Below are 18,489 nucleotides of genomic sequence, written 5' to 3' on the forward strand. Positions count from 1 at the left end.
TCAACTCGGCTGGCGAGCAAGTTCCCGCCAGCTCAACGGTCTGATGCTGAAAATAAGTTGTGTGCGTCAAGTTCTGCAAAATGGCGTGGCATTGCGGTGACGTCGGCGTGTCCGCCGCGCAGCCCCCGTGTTTAGCGGAGCGGCGGACACATGACGGTGCTCAGGCGGCCAAGGCCCTCAGGCTCTCCTTCTTGTGCTCGCGCAGATGATCCATGTTGAGGTAGCGGGTCGCCTCGAGCCAGTTCTCGTGGCACCGCCAATGCCCGAACCAGCCGCAGACAGCTCCGCGGGTTGGGGAAGATTCCGACGACCTCGGTGCGCCGCTTGATCTCGCCGTTGAGGCGCTCGATCGGATGGGTAACCGGTATGATCATGACGGTGCCATCCGATCCCCGCTGGAGATGAGCGATTTTCGGCGTATGGTGCGACCATCCGGGACAGGGGCACCGGGAGCACGCCAAGTGCGGGCAGGCCGATGTATTCGATAAGCTGCGAGCTCGCGTTAGTAGCTGGCCGCCCCTGCGACCTGCCCGGTTGGGCCGAGAGCGCGGATCCGTAGGTGTCGCGTCGCCCGCCGGCTCCCGACTGTTGAGGAGAGGGAGCCGATGAGACGTGTGATTGGAATGGACATCCACCGCACCTTTGCGGAGGTGGTGGTTTGGGAAGACGGCTGGCTGCGCCATCACGGACGGATCGACATGACCCGCTCGGGACTGGAAGGGTTCGGCCGCAGTTTGCGACGGACTGATGAGGTTGTCGTCGAGGCTACGGGCAACGCCATGGCGGTGGTGCGGGTTCTGTGGCCCTATGTCGGCCGGGTGATTGTCGCCAACCCGATGCAGGTGAAGGCGATCGCTCATGCCAGGATCAAGACCGACAAGATTGATGCCGGCGTTCTGGCGCAGCTCCATGCCAGCGGCTTTCTGCCGGAGGTCTGGGTTCCCGATGAGCGGACTGAGCGGCTTCGCCGCCACGTCGCGCGGCGCAACCAGGTCGTGCGGCATCGCACGCGAGTGAAGAACGAGGTGCATGGCATCCTGCAGGCGCACCTCGTGCCGAAGTGCCCGCATGCCGATCTGTTCAACAATCGCGGTCGCGCCTGGCTCGAGCGGCAGGTGCTTCCCGACGACGAGCGGGCCGCTATCGCCCGCCACATCCGCGAGATCGATCGCCTGGCCGAGGATCTGGCTGACCTCGATCGCGACATCGCCCGGGAAGCGGTTGATGATGCGCAAGTCCGGCGGCTTCAGACGATCACCGGCGTCAATGTCATCGTCGCGAGCGGTATCATCGCCGCCGTCGGCGACATCCGGCGGTTCCGCGAGCCGCAGAAGCTGGTGAGCTACTTCGGCCTCAATCCGCGTGTGCGCCAATCCGGTCTTGGCTTGGCGCAATATGGCCGGATCAGCAAACATGGGCGTTCCAATGCCCGCGCCATGCTGGTCGAGGCCGCCTGGGCGGCGGCGAAGGCGCCCGGACCGCTCAGGGCCTTCTTCCTACGCATCCGTAACAAGCGTGGTCATCAGGTCGCAGCTGTGGCGGTCGCCCGCAAGCTCGCCGTGCTGATCTGGCATCTGCTGACAAAGGAGCAGGACTACTTCTGGGCTCGCCCGGCGCTGGTGGCGGCAAAGCAGAGGCAGCTCGCTCTCAAGGCCGGCGCGCCGGGCGAGCGCGGTGTCGGTCGCCGCGGTTCGGCTTACGCCTACAACGTGAAGGAGTTGCGAAACAGCGAGAAAGCCGCGGCCGAGAATGCCGAACGTGCCTACGAGCTAATGGTTCGGCATTGGCGGTCACGCGGGCCGAAGCGGCGCACGGACGCCACAAAGGAGGAACGACTATAACGGCTGCGTGGCGGCACTCTCATCCTCTCGCACCACTCTTTGCCACGTGGTCGTCCGTGCCGGACAAATATAGCACAAGGAAATCTGGCGGCACGACCTACGCCCTCGGTCCGCTCCAGAACGGCGCCGTGCTCGACGCCGTCAAGGCGTGGCCTGGAAACCTCGCAGCCGGCCGCGGCGCCATCGCACCGGCCAGCCTTGACTGCGTCTCGACACGCTCGCATGGGAAATCCTGTGGGCCGGGACGAAGAAACAGGCTCACCTGAGCCGAACAAAGAAACGCAACAGGAATCGAAAAAGTCGAAATCAGGGTTGTCGATGTCATCCGTCGACTTCATGTGCTTGTGGTGAGCTAGCGGCAGCCCATAGAAGCTCAGCGTCTCCTCGATGTTATCTTCCACCCAGTTGACCAGCTTCGGGTATTTGGCCTGCCATTTGGCGATCCACTGCGCCAGGTCGCGTTTGACCTCGGCAAGGTCGCGCCGGTCGTAGAACCATCTGAGCTCCATCAGGCAATCGTCGTCGACCTTGCGCGGCACGTAGTCGAGCGCGTTTCTGAGGAAGTGCACGTAGCAGCGCTGCCAGACCGCTTCGGGCAGCACTTCGCGGATTGCCGCCCTGAGCCCCGGATGGTCGTCGGAGACGCGGTCTCACCGTTAGCGCCAGCGAAGCGATGACACCGGGGCGGGACAGGCGAGGCCGCTACAGCTCCAGGCTTGCGCACGGCGTCGACGACTTCGCGCATCGAGTCGAGGACGAGCTGCCGACGATCCGCATGCGGATCAGCAACTCAGGGTCGATCGAGGGACGGCCGATCGGGCAGGCCGCACCATAATACCCAAGCGGAAAGGCCACGCCCACGCCTGGACACTGCCAGTGTATATCGGCGGGCTGCTTGCCAATGAGCTCTAGTGATGTCGAGCGCCCGCTGCGCCGATATGAGCGTGGAGGCCATGAACAGGCGTATCAAAGGCGGGGGTCCGTCGCCTCTCCTTGCTGGCGGCGGGCTCCGCAAAGCGCGGTGTTGGTCGGAGACAATAGAACCTTATACCGCAATCCAACTTAGCTAGTTGTAATGTCCCCTCCTCTTTTGCAGCAGCCAGGAATGCCCTGCAGGCCTCCTCCGGCTCCATCTGACGCTGCCCCCAGTTTCTATCCATTTTTGAGTTCCTCAGCCCTCCAGGAACGCCAGAAGCGCCGCATTCACCGCGTTGCTCTCTTCGCGTTGAACCCAATGCGTCCCTTTCTCGAAAGTCTGCACGCGGCCATCGTCGCAAAGGGCGAGACTGCGCTTGGCCAGCCCGGATTCTAGAGCCTGGTCCTGCATCCCCCACATAACAAGAGTGGGCGTCGTGATCCGCTCCTTCAAGCTCGGGCGAAAGGGCAAGGCGCGATACCAGTTGAGCATGTTGGTCAGCGCCCCCGGCCGCTCCCAAGCCTGCCGATATTCTGCAATCTCCTCTTCTTCGAAGGCGCCTTCCCGGCTGGATGTCCTAAGTGCTCGTGCGAGCAAGGCGGAGCGCCGCGCACCCAAAACGGCTTCGGGCAGCAATGGGATCTGGAAGAAAACCACGTAACTGCTCCGCAGAAACTGCGTCGGAGATCGCAGGGCATGGGTAAACACAACGTCGGGATGGGGCGCATTCAGGATGACGAGCTTGTCCAGGCGATGAGGCAACTTTGCCCCGGCGGCCCAAGCGACGATGCCGCCCCAGTCATGTCCGACGAGGTGAAACCTTCCGATGCCGAGCGCGTCGGCCAGGGCGAATACATCGCCGAGCAGCTTGGGGAGCGTGTACTCGCTGATACCCTCTGGCTTGTCGCTGGTGTTGTAGCCCCTCTGGTCGGGAACGATGACCCGATATCCGGCGGAAGCGAGCGTACCGATCTGCCGTCTCCAGCCGATCCAGAAGTCCGGGAAGCCGTGCAGGAGCATGACCGGCTTACCCCCGGCAGGCCCGGCCTGAACGACATGAAACCGAATGCTTCCGGCGTTGACGAACTGATGTTCAGGCGCGAGCGAGACCATGGCTGGTAACGCGGGTGTCCTAAAACTGATCCAGCGCAATGAGGATTATCAGGCTGTCGTCCCGACAACATGCACGCTCAGCCGTCGCATCCCCCGCCAGATGAGCATGGGAGCCGAAGGGCCAAGTGGGGATCGCGCAGTTGTTGCTGCAGGCGGCGGATGTTTATTTGTAAGCGCAGGTCTGCACCTGCATCCTTTGGCGCTATTATACGTTTGCCCCGCGAAGAAGATGCTCCGGACCGGCGGCCATGTCGAAGAAAACAACCGAGGACGCTTACGAAGGTCAAGTGCAACTTGAGCGGCGGGCCGAACGGGAGAGCCGCGGACGCAATGCCGAATGGCCGTCAGAGATTCCCAGCCGCGGCTGGAAGGACGTGCTGTGGCGGGTCTTTGCTGAGGTAACCGAGGACCGTGTTATGCTGATCGCGGCGGGGGCTGCATTTTATCTGCTTCTTGCCCTCTTTCCAGCGCTTGCCGCGTTCGTGTCCATCTATGGTTTCGTCGCCGATCCTCAGACCATCGCTGAGCACATTGCGTTCCTTGGCGGCGTACTGCCTTCGGGAGGTCTGGATATTATCAGATCTCAGCTTGCGTCCTTGGCCGCTCAGAAGGCTGGCGCGCTCAGCTTCGGCTTCATCTTCGGCCTTGCCGTCGCACTGTGGAGCGCCAGTAACGGCATAAAGACGCTATTCGAAGCCATGAACATCGCCTACGAGGAGAGTGAAAAGCGCGGCTTCATCCACCTGAATCTCCTGGCCTTGGGCTTCACACTTGGCGCCATCCTCATTGGTATCGGCTTTATCATCTCGGTGGGGATTGTGCCGGCCGTGCTTGCGCTGCTGAACCTCGGCGGCTGGACCGAAGCCCTTGTGCGGATCTTTCGGTGGCCGATGATGCTGATCATGGTGGGCGTCGGGATCACGCTGATTTACCGCTACGGACCCAGCCGGGAAAGGGCAAAGTGGCAATGGGCGACATGGGGCGCCTTCCTCGCCGCTGTGGTCTGGATCGCAGTCTCGATAGGCTTCTCCTATTATCTTGAAAACTTCGCCAACTACAACGCCACGTATGGGGCTCTTGGGGCAGTCATCGGCTTGATGATGTGGACTTGGATTTCTGTGATTATCCTGGTTGTAGGTGCGGAGCTGAATTCCGAGATGGAGCATCAGACAGCGATGGACACCACCACAGGTGCGCAGCAGCCGATGGGTGCGCGAGGTGCCACGGTTGCCGACACGCTGGGCGGATCGGCCGATGCCGCCGACCAGCAGTCGCGTTTTGACGAGCGCAACGAGTAGCGCGCAGATCACTTTGGACACCATGGTCAAGCGGCTGTAACCAACGCCGCGGCGCGTAGCCCAGAACGGCTCAAGGCGCTGGTCGCCCGGCTTGCCCAGGTGACTGGCGATCTCACCATCCAGAAGCAACGCAAAAGCGCCGTCGCCGATGCCGAACCCCTCGCCAGCCTCGACGAGGTCATTGTTCTGCTCAAGCGTCAGAGCCGCCGACTTGAAGGGCGAGATCGCCTCGCTAGCGACGACGACCCGCTGTGGGCCTGTCTCGATTAGGTCTTCCGTTCGGTCAACGGTGTCGCCCGCGTACTCCTGATGGCCGAGTTGCCCGAGATTGGCACCCTTTCCAATAAGGCCATCGCCAAACTCGTAGGCTTGGCGCCGATCGCCAGTGACAGCGGCAGGCGCAGCGGTCGAAGACCGGTGCGCGGCGGCCGTGAAGGTCCGCGCTCCAGCCTCTCCTCGTCGCGCTCACCGTCGCCAGATATGATCCCCTCGCGCCTTCAGACAGGAAAGGAAAAGATGACTATTCGCATTGCGCCCGCCCGCAAGCTACCCATCATTCCCAATGCAAAAGCACGCGATGCGCGCCTCGAGTTCGCAAACGCAACTTGAAACCCCAGATAGTCACTCATTGGGAACCAACGGGCCTTACCTCCGTTTGCTCCTCGAATGGAGGAAACCATGAACAACCGGAATTCTGAACGGCGTCCCCCGACTGCGGTAAGAGTTGGTGACGGTACCTCGGAAGACATAGGAGCGACTGTAAGCGGCACGTTATCCAAAGCGTCCGACATAGCGCAAGGGGCAGCGGAAACCGCCAAACGGGCGGCCGTTGGTGGCGCGTCCACCGTGACCAATCAGGTGAAGGAGATGTTGGACCGTCAGGTCGGCAGCGGCGCCGAGGTGATGGGCCAACTGGCGAGTTCGACCAAGCGTGCGGCCGAGGACCTCGACGCAAACGCACCGATAGTCGCTGGGGTCGTGCGCACCTTCGCGAATAGGCTTGATGGATACGCAGACGACCTGCGAGACAGGTCCGTCGATCAGCTGGTTCTTGCAGCGTCCGATTTCGCGAGGCGCAAGCCGGGTTTGGTGTTTGGGCTGGCCGCCGTAGCGGGCTTTTTGACGTTCCGCACACTGAAGAGCGCGCCTCCCGCACCAGAGTCCATCAAAGGAAGGCGGCAGGGAGCGAACTGATCTGATGGCACAGGAACATCTGAAGAATTCGCCTCTCCCTCAAGCACTGTCGGCAGTCTTGGCGGACGTCGCGGACCTCTTTCAAAAAGAGTTGCGCCTGGCGCATGCGGAGCTGTCCGCCAACGTCTCAACGAAGCTCCAAGCAGGTGTGTGGATGTCTGCTGCTGGCGCGCTGGGAGTGGTCGCCGCTCTGCTTCTAATGCAAGCCCTCGTACTTGGAATCGCCAGCTTAGGGATAGCCCTGCACTGGTCGTGTCTGATCGTCGCGGCCGCAACGGGCGTCGCCGCTGCTTTCGCCTATTATAGGGGCCGGGCTGATGCGCAAAAACAACTTCTGCCGACACACTCCATTAGCCAAATAAAGCAGGATATTGCGACAACCAAGGAGCAACTAACATGAGCCGCAATTCACAGGTCCAGGATTTTGGAACGAAAGAATGGCTTCTCAGCTCCGCTAGGAACAATCCCGAAGGCCTTCTGCTCGTCGCAGCAGGGTGCGCGCTGCTAATGCGCAGCCGCGGTTCAAGTGCCGGGCATCGCGAGCAATCCCGTGGAACCAACGGGCGCCAAAATGCTCCGCACGTACGCACCGCCAGCGGCGGGGCGTCAAAAACGCAGGAAGAGGCTAGCGAGACAGCTGAGGCCATGCGCGACAATTTAGCCGGCATTGGGGAGAAGGTGAGTGAAACCGCAAGTCACTACGCATCATCGGCCGCGGCATACGCAGAACAGGCCGGTCGCACCGTATCCGAGAAGTCAGGGCGCGTGGTGCAGCAAGCCCAATCAACGTTCCAGGACACGATTGGCCGCATGGTGGAAGAACAGCCATTGGCTTTTGTCCTGGCCGGCTTCGCAGCCGGTGCCGCTATAGCTGCTGCTTTACCGGCCAGCGATGTCGAGAGGCGCACGCTCGGCCCTGCAGGAGAGCGATTGACGGATGCTGCTGAAAAAGCTGGGCACCGCTTGAAGTCTTCGACAGCAAAGGCGGGCGAACGGCTCAAGAGCGTCGCCGAGGAACGTGGGCTGAATTCGGACGGCCTCAAGGAGGTGGCGAGGGACGTTGCGGGCGCCTTTGGAAGCGCCTTGTCAGAAGAGCAATCAAGTGAACCCGTGCAGCCGCCTTCGCCAAGCCCAAGTGGATCGAGCGGTTCATCCACTCCGGCCGCCAAGCTGCAACCGGGCAGCGCCACCCCTTCGGAAGGAATAACGGCCAAATCGCGGTCGGGCAACGCTCGGTCGAGCAAACCTGCCCGCCCCGGTGGCAAGAGAGATTTATGATGGCCGATCCGCAACTTGAGCATCTTGAATACGAAGTTGAGGCTGCCCGGGCTAAGCTCGCCGAGGACTTGTCGACACTTCGGTCGCCAAACACGCTCTCCGAATTTACCGATGATTTGAAACACGAAGCGCTTGAGGCAAAGAATGCCCTGGTGGAGAAAGCAAGAGCCTCAATGCAATCGGTGGCGCAGGCGATTATTGACGATCTCAAGGCCAAGGCGGCTGCCAATCCGAGCGCTGCTTTGGCGATTGGGGCCGGTTTGGGGTGGCGTTTCCTCCGCCATCCGCCGATCGCAACCGCACTCGTCGGAGCGGGATTGATCAGCTTGTGGCGGACCAATTCAGCCCGGCCACCCGGCGAGCAGCAGGTGGATCACCTACCCTACGCCAAGGAGCGCCTGAAGGAGCAATCTAGTGATTTGGCGGAAAGCGTCAGTGATTTCGCTCTTGAAACGGCTGGTAAAATAAAACGCGAAGCTGCCGAGTTGACCGGCGTGGCCAAGGAAACTGTTAAAGAGAAGACAGAACGTCTAGCTGCGGGTATCCGCCATAGCGGCGCTGGGGCGCACGAGGGCGAGACTGCCGCAAGAGCATCCGCACCCTTCGATGAAGCTTCGTTAGCTATTCAAGACGCATCGGGCAATGAGCATACCGAGGACAAACTCCTTCTGGCGGCGGCAGGTTTGGCAGTCGCCGCGGCTGTCGGCTTTGCCTATCAACGACGTCTGAATGAGCAGATGGACACCGACCGAACTGGATGAGCGTAGACAGAGGTCATTGCAGAGAAACAGTCGTCCTGAAGGCAAAGTATGATGCCGCGCTGACATTTATCGAGTCCCGACGAGTTCAGCCATCGGATTGCATATTCTGGAACCACGGACGGCGCGATGACGATGCGCACGGCGGAGAAGACAAAGCGGTCAACCCCTTCGAGCATGATGATCGTCGGCCGGTCGGTCACGGCCTTCAGCGAAACCGCCAGCGACCGGCTGAAGCGGAATTCACCCCGAAAACCGTGCAAGTGCTGCCGACCCCATAACGTGAGCGCAACGGCGCGCTCTGTCCGCTGTCAGGACGAACTTTCTCCGATCCGGCTTGGCGCTGCCGGTGCCCGCGCACGCAACTGCTCAGTCATCTGGGGCGTTCTCGGGCATTCCGCTATCGCGACCTCGTTTCGAACGTTTTAACACGCCCACTCGAGCTTGATCTCGCCGAGCGCTGCGCTAGCCCTTCCGATCTGGCTATTGCCAATGCGTATTTAACCAGGCTTGCGCAGGCGAACGCTTCGACTCTCTATGTGACGACGCCGCAATATTAGCATCGCTCGTCGTTGCAATTTCTCGAAATGCGCAACTCAACGACCGCTTGCTAGGCGTGTTCGTTGCCCAGCGTTCACGAAGGGGGACGCGCTAGCGGACGAATCCCGATCACCCAGTTTACGGTTACTGCGTTCCTACCCGATCACCGCTTGGCGCTGTCGCTGTCCGCTTCGGCCCGCGCAAGGAACTGCTCGGTCGTGGAGGGAAGACGGGATTTCAGCCAATCCGCCATCGCGACTTCCTCTTGCAGATTCTCTTCGCAAGCCCGAAGAACCTCGGTTTCGCCGAGCGATCGAGCGGCGGCAATCAGGATCGTGTAGGAGGCGATTTCCATGTGCTCGAACGTGTAGCTCGCGAGCGATCCTTTCATCACCTCGTCTCCAGCGAAGACGCCGCTCAGCGATTGCGCCATCGCCGTCAGCTTACCGCCAGCGTCCTTCATCGTGGATGAACCCTCGTCCATCTGATCGAGACAAGTCTTCAGCCGGGCAGCCTGCTGCTTCGTCTCGTCGAGGTGCTGTCGGATCCGGTCGCTCAGCTCGGGATAGTTCTCGATGCGACCCAACTGCCCGTTCAACATCGTTTCGGCCTGCTCTTCCATGGCATGGGCATCTCTAAGCCATTGGACAAACCATTCGCGGCTTTCTGACATTTCGGATCTCCTTTGCGATTTAAGGAAAAACTTTCAGAAGAAGACATTGTTCCGGAGTAGAGCCCGCCGAACGCCCCTGACAGTCGTGGCGGGTCTCAATTCACCTCGCGAAAAATCCTGCAGCGATGCGTGGAAAAGGCCAAGATCGCGGAAGATCGGCGCAAGGAAAACGGCCCGTGGACGCTCGCCGCTGCGCCGCTCCATCACAAAATCCAACTGGCACTGGCCGCTCCTGGCCATCCGACGCGGCGACATACGGCGACATATTGAAGGTCCGCATGGCATACTGCGACCGCTGCATGTCGTTCCTGGCAAGTAAGAACGGCAAGCAGATCAAGCTACTAGCGCTCGGCGAAGCTGAAGTGGATTCTCGACGAGGCGCTGATCGCGGCGGCTGGCGCTCCGCATTGAGCCTTGTGCCTCACCGCGCCACCGCAGTCACAAGGAACGCGACGGCCTCTCCGCTCGTTGATTGCTTTTCGAATCGAGCCGCCGTCATGAGGCTTCTAATATACGCCGGCCATCCTAAGGCGGACCTATGACCAGAGTTACAAAAGTTGAACTTCATCGGGGAACACTCCTTCTGTCTGCCTGTTCGATTTGCCAGGCGCATCCCGCGCATTCAGACAGGAGAAAGAAGATGAAACGCATCCTTTTGGCTTCGGCCGTGCTGGCGGTGTCGGCAGGGCTTTCCTTTGCCCAGACGACCAGCGGAACTTCGAGCGGAACCTCGACCAGCGGAACCTCGACCACGACAACCATGCCCAGTACGACGGATCAGGGCACCGGCACGACGAGCAGCGGCACCAACATGTCCGGCGATCAGGGCACCGACACGACCACCACCAGCGGCACCACAAATCCGAACTCGGCCAGAGACTGCGCGCCCGGCCAGCAGACTGGCAGCGCTCAGCAGGCGGCGCCTGGTCAGCAGGACACGACAGCCAATACCGCCGCGCCAGGCCAGGTGAAAAAGACCGACGAAGGTTGCTGATTGGCACATCGGCTCAGGTTGGAATCACCAGCGTGTGGCTGGCTGATCTCCCCCGACCACCGCCTGAACTCAACTCGGCTGGCGAGCAAGTTCCCGCCAGCCGAGCATCAGTTCAGGAACCTTTGCGCTTGCTTGTGCTTTCAGTGGGGCACGCGTGGTTTCTTTTGCTTTCGGTCAGATAGATATCCGTCTGCTCGCGCATCTTGCCTGAAGGGAGCTGCGGTCGCGCTCAGAGGAGAGCCGCGCTGTATTGCCGATAGCGCTAGAGCGATTCGAAGCCCTACGGCAACCGGCAGTTGGACTGACACCAAGTTGGCTCCGAGAGCGTTGGGAACAGCCTTGCACGGCACGTTGCTCAGTTTGGACTGCCCTCGTTCTCTTTGTTGCCCTGCTGGCCATATTCGTTCTGGGGTAGTCCTGATTGCTGCAGCAGGATCAAACTTGGGTGCACGAGGTTGTGAGCCTAGAGAGCTGCAGAGCCTACTTGGATCTTGAGCACCGTGGGGTTGAATGCAAGCTCCCGTGTGGTGCAAGTGACTGCTAGGCTTTCGTGGTTTTTGGTGTCCTCTTCGGTTTAGATGCCGCGGCCGACGTCACAGCAAGTGCGGCCTTCAGGCGCTGCTCCCGAAGCCGCGGTCTTTGCGTCTCGTGCCGCACGCTCAATGTCGGTCAATCCTCGTGCAGCATCCGAGGTGCGCTCGTCTCTGGCTTGTCTTTCTTTCTCGGTAGGCAAATTCCTACACTCCGATGTGCCAGCACAGTCGGCTGTCGGCACCCAACCACGGTCGCCATATCGTATTCCAACAGAAAAAACCCGCCTCGACTGCCGCTGAGCGCGCGCATCCCCGCCTCTGGAACGCTTCAAATACTTTGCCGTTGTTAAAGGCACCTGCAGGAGCCAGGCATGAGAGTATTCCAACGAATTTTGCCGCTCGCCGTGTTCGCCTTGCAGCTTTTTGCCGTGCAGTCATTTGCTCAGACCGAGCAGCAAGATCTGCCGGGGCAAGGCGCATCATCGACAACCGAAGATGCCCAGGATGTCGGCGTCGACGTTTCGCTTGGCAGGCACGAAGTGAAACAGCAGATCGCAAGGGAGCTTGGAATCTCCGAGGTGGAAGTGCCTCTGGCAGTTCATGTGCCTATCGAGCTCGCCAAGCGGGTCTGCGAGAAAGAGGTATTCGACGCACGCGCCAATGTGAACCGAAGCTGCACCGCGACGAAATACATCCCGGAAATTGCCGAAGCAGCACGAAATCGTCCGCAAACCTCTGCCGTTCCGGAGCAATAGGCGAAGCCGAATACTATGGGATACAGAAGGGGTGCTTGGCTACTCTGGTCGATCGACAAAGCGCCCCCCGAAAGTGTGGAGCTTGCGCGTAAGTTTTCAGGCAGCGTCGATACCGCTTGGCTTCCCCAGAGGATGAATCAGTTTGGGGCCGTATGCTTCGACAAAAGGCGCACACCAGATTGCGAAGGCAACCTTCGACCAGGAGAGGCGGACACTGCTTGTTAGCAGCATCTTGATGATCGCCAGACTGACGAGCCTCTCTGGTCAGCATAGTAGCTTTTTGAGACTCCCCGCCCTTTTAGGTATACTTTCCCCTGACTGTCGACAATTGTTAGGGCGTCGTCAGCTGTGAGCGACCATCGCGCTTCCGCCCCGATCGGGAGACAGCGCAGATGGAAACCTCGTTCAAGAACGAACTGTTGCGGCCTGAGCGCGCCGGATCTGACGTTGCTGCAGCCTCACCTCGAAGCCCGTCACTTGGGACTGAGGACGCACCTGGAGCAGGCCTCGGTCCCGATTGACACCGTCGATTTCTTCGAGAGCGGTCCCGGGTCAATGGTGGCGAAGCTTCGGGCTGACGTCGAGGCCGAGGTTGGCCTTATTGGCTTTGACGGTATGACCGGGTCAGCCCTGGTCATGGGTGAGGACCGGTCCCCGCACGATTGCTTTGTTCAATTGAAGGCTGAAGCTATTGCTATAGACGCGCGTTGGCGGATCGTTCTTATGGGCAGCCCGAGGCGGAATACATCCGACTGATCGGGACGCCCCCGTTGCTCATGATGTCACCCGTGCTGCCCTCTCTCCCGTCGCTGACCACCTTCGGGAGGTGGCGATTGGCACCTGTCAGGACGTTCTGGCAAGGGTTGTCCAACGGTATGAAACCGCAGTGTCGATCCAGGACAGGATCGTTGAACATTGCAAGGAGGTCGGATTAACACCGCAAGCAGATGAAGCTTTTTTGCAGGCCTTGTGGTTGTCGCTGGCGAAGGCCAGGACGGCCTTGGAGCGTGAGGTCCCCCCGGCACCGCTGCACCTGGCCGGCCGCTCTAGTCCTGGACAATTGCCGACCTCGTCGCTGGTCAGCATGCCAGAATGTCGATGGCGGAAGCCATGAGGACCCCGATTGAATGTTCTCATTCGTTTGTGATCGGGGGTGCAAGTCAATCCGGCTCCAGCGCATGTTGGCCTCAGGAACAAACCGCCGTCGCATCCGTTCAGCATCGCGAAGGACGACACGGCTGTCCACGGCCTTTCCGGTACTGCAAAGGAGACATGACATGCTCGGTCCGCAGAGGGGTTTTCGAAGACCATCTGAGGCTTCGCGCCGCTGGCGACATCGAGGAGGATCTTAGGTGCAACTATGCTGTGGACGTGGTCCTCTTGACCTCGAATTCGAATTTAGAGGCCATGATGCCGTCCGCCTGTCGTCCAAACGCCTGCGCGAGCAGCTGCCTCAAGGTGAGTTCAACTACATCGCAAAACAGGTCCGCGGCCCTATACACTGCTGATCTGGTCGGCAACTTCGTCCAGGTTCGACGCCATTGGGGGCCCGAGAAGAGATCGGGAACCTTGATCAGGTGCGGGCAAAGGTCCGTTGCGAAAAATGCGGCCGCAAGGACTCGATGACAGCGGAAACCCTTCAGGCAGACGATCCTCATTCCGGAACTTCCGCAATGGAGCGCAGCCGAGATGCTCAAGCCGCTGCTGGCGCGGCGGACTGAAATCAGCGGTCAACCCGACCCTCGCTCGCTGTTGGCTGCCGGTGTGCCGTCGCCGAAGGAACAACAAGAGACTGGTCCAGTTAGAGCCATGCATGCGTCGATAGAAATGAAAGAGGAGATGACAATGGCGACGAAAAAAAGCTCTCAGGGCAGCTCCAAGGGCTTGGAAGACCTTTTCTATGATGGTCTGAAAGACATCTACTACGCCGAACGCAAGATTCTGACGGCGCTCCGGAAAATGGCAAAGGGCGCGGAGTCCAAAGAGTTGAAGGCGGCGTTCGAAAAACATCGTGACGAGACGGAAGGTCAGATCGAGCGTCTGCAGCAAGTTTTCGACGCCTTTGGCAAGAGAGCCCAAGGGAAAACGTGCCCGGCGATCGACGGCATCATCGAAGAAGGACAGGAGATTTTGGAGGAATTCGAGGAGGCTCCGGCATTGGATGCGGGTCTCGTGGCTGCAGCCCAGTCCGTCGAACATTATGAAATAGCGCGCTACGGGACTCTTGTCACATGGGCCGGGTTACTTGGCTTGAAAGACGCCGTCCCGCTACTCGAACAGACGCTCAAGGAAGAAAAAGCAACCGATGAGGCGCTCACCCGACTAGGCGAAACAGGCGTCAACGAACGGGCGATGCAACAGGCCGCATAACTTCGGATCGAATCGACGCGACCGCGGCCCCCGGCAGACGGGATTGGAGCTTGGTTGTATTCGCCAATCCAGGCACACGTGTACACCGCAGCCGCCGAGCCGTCGAGGTGGTGGCCGACCGGTTTCGACTAGGCCACCGGAACTGACAATGGGGGACTGCGAATGCGATTACTTGCCCACGCCTTGGGCGACAGGATGTTGGTATGAACGAGGATACCGCTCGTCGGCCCACGGCAGGCTCTTCCGGGTTCGACAGCTTTTTCATGGCTGGTTTCGAGTGTTCCTCCCACAGGCGCGCCGACGGGGCCCGTCTTGATCTGATCCGCGCGACCTCACATGACATCCATGCACATGCCGACTATCGCCGTTGTGCCGAGCTTGGGCTTCGCACGATCCGCGACGGCTTGCGCTGGCACCTGATTGAAACAGCGCCCGGAGTCTTCGACTGGTCGAGTTGGACGTCGGCGATCGAAGCAGCCCAGGCGGCCGGGGTGCAGATTATCTGGGATATCTTCCACTATGGCTCGCCAGACCATATCGACCAAGGTGGCCCGGGGTTTATCAAGGCCTACGTCCGTTTCGCCGCGGAAGCTGTTCGGGTTCATCGCTCCGCTACCGGGGTGGCTCCCCTGGTGTGCCCGATCAACGAGATTTCGTTTTTTGCATGGGCTGTGGAGGTCGGCTATTTCCCCCGCGTCGGGCCGAACAAGCGTGGATGGTTCAAACGACACCTTGTCAGGGCAGCGGTCGCCGGCGTGAGGGCCATGCGGGAGGCCGAACCCGGCTGCAGGTTCATCTGGGCTGAACCGCTGATCCATATTGCTCCTCGTGACCGTACTCACCCCGAGCGGCGGCGCGCCGAAAATGCTCGCCAGGGCCAATTCGAGGCGTATGACATGCTGATCGGGCGCGTGGAACCGGAGTTGGGCGGCAGCGAGGACGTTGTGGACGTCATCGGCCTCAACTTCTATCCGCACAACCAATGGTACTTGAATGGCCCAACGATACCGATGGGGCACCACGAATACCGTGCACTTTCGGAATTGCTGGTCGAGGTCGCCGAACGATACAAGAAGCCGATGTTCATCGCCGAGACCGGCGCCGAAGGTTCAGGCCGGCCAGCCTGGCTTCACTACGTTTGCGACGAAGTGCGCGATGCGACGAGCCTCGGTGCACCTGTTCAGGGTATATGCCTGTACCCGGTGACGGCCTACCCAGGTTGGGACAATTCGCGCCACGCCGAAGTCGGCTTGTTCTCCACCATTCATGCGGACGGCTCGCGCACTGTTCGCAAGCCACTTGCGGACGAGTTGGAGCGCCAGCGCCAATCGTTCTTGGCGTTTGAGGAACAACAAGCAAGCGCGCTATAGCCTCGCTGATACGAACAGTGCGCGCTTTTCAGCTGCATCAACAGCACAGCATATCTAGAGCTGTTCGCCGAGAAGCCGAGAAACATCGTTGGTCTCTTTGGCCGTGGGTCGCCCGACGCCGGTCAGGCCGGCGCATCATTCACTCGGCCGCCTCGCGCTGCGTCGGCGTGACGAGCATCCCGTTTGCTGGCAGGCGTGTCTGAATGCGCCCGAACGTAGCCAATGCCTGGCCGACCACCTGATCCATATTGTAATAGCGATATGTTGCAAGACGTCCGACGAACCAGACCTCCGGGCACGCCGCGGCCAAAGCTTCGTATCGTTTGTACAAAGCCTCGTTTTCGGCCCGCGGCACCGGGTAATAAGGATCTCCGACGTCGGTGGGGTATTCGTAGGTGAGGCTGGTCTTCGGACTCTGCTGACCGGTCAGATGCTTGTACTCGGTGATCCGTGTGTATTTTTCCGTCTGCGGATAGTTGACGACGGCGACCGGTTGAAACTGCTCGCAATCAAGCGTCGTGTGCTCAAAGCGCAGCGAACGGTAGGGCAAGCGACCAAGCTTCCAGTCGAAATACTCGTCGATCGGACCGGTATAGATCATCTGCTGGAAGGGGATCTTGTCGCGAATTTCGCGGTAGTCGGTCTGCAGCATGATCTTGATCTTGGGACTATCCAGCATGCGCTGAAACATGCGCGTATACCCGCCTGCCGGCATGTTCTGGAAGCTGTCGCCAAAATACCGATCGTCGCGATCGGTCCGGGTCGGGACTCGCGCCGTCACTGACTTGCTCAACTGGGAAGGGTCGACACCCCACTGCTTCCTCGTGTAGCCGCGGAAGAATTTCTCGTAGAGCTCTCTGCCTACTGTGCTCACCACGACGTCCTCGGCGGTGCGGACTTCTTTGACCGTTTCGCGTCGGAAAGTGAAGAAGTCCTGCAGCTGCTCGGACGTCAATTCAAGGCCGTAGAGGCGGTTTATGGTGTCGAGATTAATCGGTATCGGCAGCAGCTTTCCATCGACAAGCGACAGCACGCGATGTTCGTAAGGCCGCCATTGCGTGAATTGCGACAGATAGTCGACGATCGATTGGGCGTTGGTGTGAAAGATGTGAGGCCCGTAACGGTGAATTAGTATTCCCGCCTCGTCGTAGCAGTCATAGGCATTGCCGCCGACGTGATTTCGTCGGTCTATGATCAGGACGCTTTCCTGCCGTTGCGATGCGATACGCTCGGCCAGCACACTGCCGGCGAAACCGGCCCCGACGATCAACCAGTCGAACACGCTCACGCCCTCCTCAGGAATGGGACGACGCTCTTCATCGCATGGGCGCGCTCGATGTGGGCAGCCATCGCGCTCCAGGTCTTCTCCCAGGACATGTCGGCGAGGTAGGCGTCGGCCTTCTTCACCAGGAAATCGCGGGGGTGGGCCAGGATCGAGCGAAGCTTGGCCTCGATGTCCTCCGCCTCGACAATCTCGACAAGGCCTTCGACGCCGTAGGTACGCACAACGTCGACGATCGCCGTGGACAACACCGGCAGTCCTGCCGCAAGAAACTCGGGAGTCTTGGTCGGGCTGATGTAGCGGGTCGCTTCGTTGAGCGCGAACGGCATCCAGCCGGCACTCCAATGCCTGAGATAGTTCGGCAGGTCTGCATAGGACTTGCCGCCCAGCCAATGCAGGTTGCCTGCCGTGGGAAGGCTCGCCCGATCGATCTTGACGACAGGGCCGAGCATGACAAAATGCACGTCTGGCATTGCCGCAGCCGCATGCGCGATAAGTTCAAGGTCGAGCCGTTCGTCGATGACCCCGAAGTACCCCACCCTCGGGTGAGGTATGTCGGCCTGATCGAACGGGTCTTCACCTGGCGCCCTAGCCTGATGGAAATGGGTAACGTCGATGCTGCTCGGGAAGGGAAAGATCGCCCGATGCAAGCTGCGCTTGGCCTCGTAGAGGCTCTGCCCGCCCGTGAAGACGACATCGGCACGTTGCAACAGCGCCTTTTCCAACTGCGTCAACTCTGCGGGAGCGTCTTTGAACGCGGAGAGTTCATCCATGCAGTCGTAGACGCAGACGTCACAGGCGAGATGATCGCTGAAGCGTAGCGCCATGGGCGTGTAATACCAGGTCGTCAATCGGTCATGCGGCGTGGAGGCGAGGATCTGATCGACGAACCTGCGCTGGATTGCGTCCGCCCTGGTCGCGGAAGTACCAACTGGCATCAGCGGCGTCACTATTCTGATCTTGGGGGTAATATTGTGCACCCGCATCGAAGGGTGGCGCCTCTCATCGAAGATTGGCTCTTCGAAGTAAATTAGCTGTTGCTGTTTTGACGCCAGGGTCAGAATGTGTTGTGGTCTCTGATATACGAAGTTCCATCGGAGGTGTGAAAAGCAAATTAAAATAGACGGTTGTACAGGGTTTCTTGGTGTTTTGGCCCGGCCCGCCGCCATTTCCATGTAGATTATCCTTCGATATAGTTACAAAATGCCTCGACTAACAAAAGTCAATCGAGGCAGCTTTGACATGAAGTTCGCAGCCTTCTATATAACTTCCATCCTGATAAGTTGTTCCATAGCTCCAAACTGTCTCGGGCGAGACCAGCCGTCCGCTCCACTTGCGACGGCTCAACAGAGAAGGGGCGAGCCGGCCGCCCCCATTCGATCCACATGATGAAGCCCCTCGCGTCAGGTCGGGCTCCCCAAATGTGGCCCTTTGCCACAGAGCGGTTCAAATCCTTCAATCGTTCAACAACCGTTCATCAGCGGAGCTATAAATACGCTTGGAATCGAATCATCTGAGTCGCGCCGGTGGTTCATTTGAATGGAGACCGAGACGAATCGAGGGATGGCTGGCGA

At 59.9% G+C, this 18,489-nt stretch carries 15 protein-coding genes and 3 pseudogenes; 12 read left to right on the forward strand and 6 right to left on the reverse strand.

All coding sequences use genetic code 11. The features are described from left to right. Nucleotides 1–160 precede the first annotated feature (160 nt). Nucleotides 161–359 (reverse strand): annotated as a pseudogene (locus tag NKJ46_RS04245) (transposase); the annotation flags it as partial. Between the two features lie 264 nt (nucleotides 360–623). Between NKJ46_RS04245 and NKJ46_RS04250 the strand changes: the two are divergent. Beyond that, nucleotides 624–1,841 carry an IS110 family RNA-guided transposase gene (locus NKJ46_RS04250; protein WP_352662412.1) on the forward strand — a complete coding sequence of 406 codons (1,218 nt, stop codon included), beginning with the start codon at nucleotides 624–626 and terminating at the stop codon, nucleotides 1,839–1,841. A 314-nt stretch (nucleotides 1,842–2,155) separates the two neighbouring features. Here NKJ46_RS04250 and NKJ46_RS04255 read toward each other — a convergent pair. Continuing rightward, nucleotides 2,156–2,485, reverse strand: a pseudogene (locus NKJ46_RS04255) (transposase); the annotation flags it as partial. A 527-nt stretch (nucleotides 2,486–3,012) separates the two neighbouring features. Next, nucleotides 3,013–3,870, reverse strand: a complete 858-nt coding sequence (locus NKJ46_RS04260) for an alpha/beta fold hydrolase (RefSeq protein WP_352662257.1) — start codon at nucleotides 3,868–3,870, stop codon at nucleotides 3,013–3,015. A 248-nt stretch (nucleotides 3,871–4,118) separates the two neighbouring features. On the opposite strand from NKJ46_RS04260, the gene NKJ46_RS04265 reads away from it, so the two are divergent. The 7 genes and pseudogenes from NKJ46_RS04265 (at nucleotide 4,119) to NKJ46_RS04295 (ending at nucleotide 8,401) form a co-directional block, all read left to right on the forward strand. Continuing rightward, entirely contained in the window at nucleotides 4,119–5,168 is a 1,050-nt protein-coding gene (locus tag NKJ46_RS04265) for a YihY/virulence factor BrkB family protein (RefSeq protein WP_352467848.1), read from the forward strand. Nucleotides 5,169–5,267: 99 nt separating this feature from the next. Next, nucleotides 5,268–5,438: a hypothetical protein gene (locus NKJ46_RS04270; protein WP_352662260.1), complete on the forward strand. Its 171-nt coding sequence runs from the start codon at nucleotides 5,268–5,270 to the stop codon at nucleotides 5,436–5,438. 15 nt (nucleotides 5,439–5,453) lie between these two features. Beyond that, nucleotides 5,454–5,777: pseudogene (locus NKJ46_RS04275) on the forward strand (transposase); the annotation flags it as partial. 237 nt (nucleotides 5,778–6,014) lie between these two features. Beyond that, nucleotides 6,015–6,362, forward strand: a complete 348-nt coding sequence (locus tag NKJ46_RS04280) for a hypothetical protein (protein WP_352467850.1) — start codon at nucleotides 6,015–6,017, stop codon at nucleotides 6,360–6,362. A 4-nt stretch (nucleotides 6,363–6,366) separates the two neighbouring features. Continuing rightward, entirely contained in the window at nucleotides 6,367–6,762 is a 396-nt protein-coding gene (locus NKJ46_RS04285) for a phage holin family protein (protein WP_352662262.1), read from the forward strand. Next, complete coding sequence (locus NKJ46_RS04290) at nucleotides 6,759–7,640, forward strand: hypothetical protein (protein WP_352662265.1); 882 nt, start codon at nucleotides 6,759–6,761, stop codon at nucleotides 7,638–7,640. Before NKJ46_RS04285 ends, NKJ46_RS04290 begins: the two co-directional genes overlap by 4 nt. After that, entirely contained in the window at nucleotides 7,637–8,401 is a 765-nt protein-coding gene (locus NKJ46_RS04295) for a hypothetical protein (protein WP_352662268.1), read from the forward strand. Before NKJ46_RS04290 ends, NKJ46_RS04295 begins: the two co-directional genes overlap by 4 nt. A 700-nt stretch (nucleotides 8,402–9,101) precedes the next feature. Here the strand turns inward: NKJ46_RS04295 and NKJ46_RS04300 are convergent. Next, nucleotides 9,102–9,611 carry a ferritin-like domain-containing protein gene (locus NKJ46_RS04300; RefSeq protein ID WP_352637601.1) on the reverse strand — a complete coding sequence of 170 codons (510 nt, stop codon included), beginning with the start codon at nucleotides 9,609–9,611 and terminating at the stop codon, nucleotides 9,102–9,104. Nucleotides 9,612–10,251: 640 nt separating this feature from the next. On the opposite strand from NKJ46_RS04300, the gene NKJ46_RS04305 reads away from it, so the two are divergent. The 4 genes from NKJ46_RS04305 to NKJ46_RS04320 all read left to right on the forward strand — a co-directional run bounded on the left by NKJ46_RS04305 (nucleotide 10,252) and on the right by NKJ46_RS04320 (nucleotide 15,633). Continuing rightward, nucleotides 10,252–10,605: a hypothetical protein gene (locus NKJ46_RS04305; protein WP_352456137.1), complete on the forward strand. Its 354-nt coding sequence runs from the start codon at nucleotides 10,252–10,254 to the stop codon at nucleotides 10,603–10,605. A gap of 904 nt (nucleotides 10,606–11,509) precedes the next feature. Further along, the gene (locus tag NKJ46_RS04310) at nucleotides 11,510–11,893 is read left to right on the forward strand and encodes a hypothetical protein (RefSeq protein ID WP_156937370.1); all 384 of its coding nucleotides are present in this window, start codon (nucleotides 11,510–11,512) and stop codon (nucleotides 11,891–11,893) included. Between the two features lie 1,845 nt (nucleotides 11,894–13,738). Then, nucleotides 13,739–14,263: a YciE/YciF ferroxidase family protein gene (locus NKJ46_RS04315; RefSeq protein ID WP_352662415.1), complete on the forward strand. Its 525-nt coding sequence runs from the start codon at nucleotides 13,739–13,741 to the stop codon at nucleotides 14,261–14,263. Between the two features lie 203 nt (nucleotides 14,264–14,466). Continuing rightward, nucleotides 14,467–15,633, forward strand: a complete 1,167-nt coding sequence (locus NKJ46_RS04320; RefSeq protein ID WP_023677857.1) for a glycoside hydrolase family 1 protein — start codon at nucleotides 14,467–14,469, stop codon at nucleotides 15,631–15,633. 139 nt (nucleotides 15,634–15,772) lie between these two features. Here NKJ46_RS04320 and glf read toward each other — a convergent pair whose 3' ends face one another. Together glf and NKJ46_RS04330 are read right to left on the reverse strand one after the other, a co-directional pair. Further along, nucleotides 15,773–16,915 carry a UDP-galactopyranose mutase gene (gene glf / locus NKJ46_RS04325; protein WP_352467893.1) on the reverse strand — a complete coding sequence of 381 codons (1,143 nt, stop codon included), beginning with the start codon at nucleotides 16,913–16,915 and terminating at the stop codon, nucleotides 15,773–15,775. Between the two features lie 2 nt (nucleotides 16,916–16,917). After that, complete coding sequence (locus tag NKJ46_RS04330; RefSeq protein WP_352662273.1) at nucleotides 16,918–18,090, reverse strand: glycosyltransferase family protein; 1,173 nt, start codon at nucleotides 18,088–18,090, stop codon at nucleotides 16,918–16,920. Nucleotides 18,091–18,489 lie beyond the last annotated feature (399 nt).

The organism is Mesorhizobium sp. M0166 (genome assembly GCF_040322255.1).
Lineage (GTDB): Bacteria > Pseudomonadota > Alphaproteobacteria > Rhizobiales > Rhizobiaceae > Mesorhizobium.

Bases quoted from the DNA above. Each gene is read 5' to 3' on its own strand.
- NKJ46_RS04250 (WP_352662412.1), top strand. From the start codon at position 624: ATGGACATCCACCGCACCTTTGCGGAGGTGGTGGTTTGGGAAGACGGC.
- NKJ46_RS04260 (WP_352662257.1), bottom strand. From the start codon at position 3,870: ATGGTCTCGCTCGCGCCTGAACATCAGTTCGTCAACGCCGGAAGCATT.
- NKJ46_RS04265 (WP_352467848.1), top strand. From the start codon at position 4,119: ATGTCGAAGAAAACAACCGAGGACGCTTACGAAGGTCAAGTGCAACTT.
- NKJ46_RS04285 (WP_352662262.1), top strand. From the start codon at position 6,367: ATGGCACAGGAACATCTGAAGAATTCGCCTCTCCCTCAAGCACTGTCG.
- NKJ46_RS04290 (WP_352662265.1), top strand. From the start codon at position 6,759: ATGAGCCGCAATTCACAGGTCCAGGATTTTGGAACGAAAGAATGGCTT.
- NKJ46_RS04295 (WP_352662268.1), top strand. From the start codon at position 7,637: ATGATGGCCGATCCGCAACTTGAGCATCTTGAATACGAAGTTGAGGCT.
- NKJ46_RS04300 (WP_352637601.1), bottom strand. From the start codon at position 9,611: ATGTCAGAAAGCCGCGAATGGTTTGTCCAATGGCTTAGAGATGCCCAT.
- NKJ46_RS04305 (WP_352456137.1), top strand. From the start codon at position 10,252: ATGAAACGCATCCTTTTGGCTTCGGCCGTGCTGGCGGTGTCGGCAGGG.
- NKJ46_RS04310 (WP_156937370.1), top strand. From the start codon at position 11,510: ATGAGAGTATTCCAACGAATTTTGCCGCTCGCCGTGTTCGCCTTGCAG.
- NKJ46_RS04315 (WP_352662415.1), top strand. From the start codon at position 13,739: ATGGCGACGAAAAAAAGCTCTCAGGGCAGCTCCAAGGGCTTGGAAGAC.
- NKJ46_RS04320 (WP_023677857.1), top strand. From the start codon at position 14,467: ATGAACGAGGATACCGCTCGTCGGCCCACGGCAGGCTCTTCCGGGTTC.
- NKJ46_RS04330 (WP_352662273.1), bottom strand. From the start codon at position 18,090: ATGGAAATGGCGGCGGGCCGGGCCAAAACACCAAGAAACCCTGTACAA.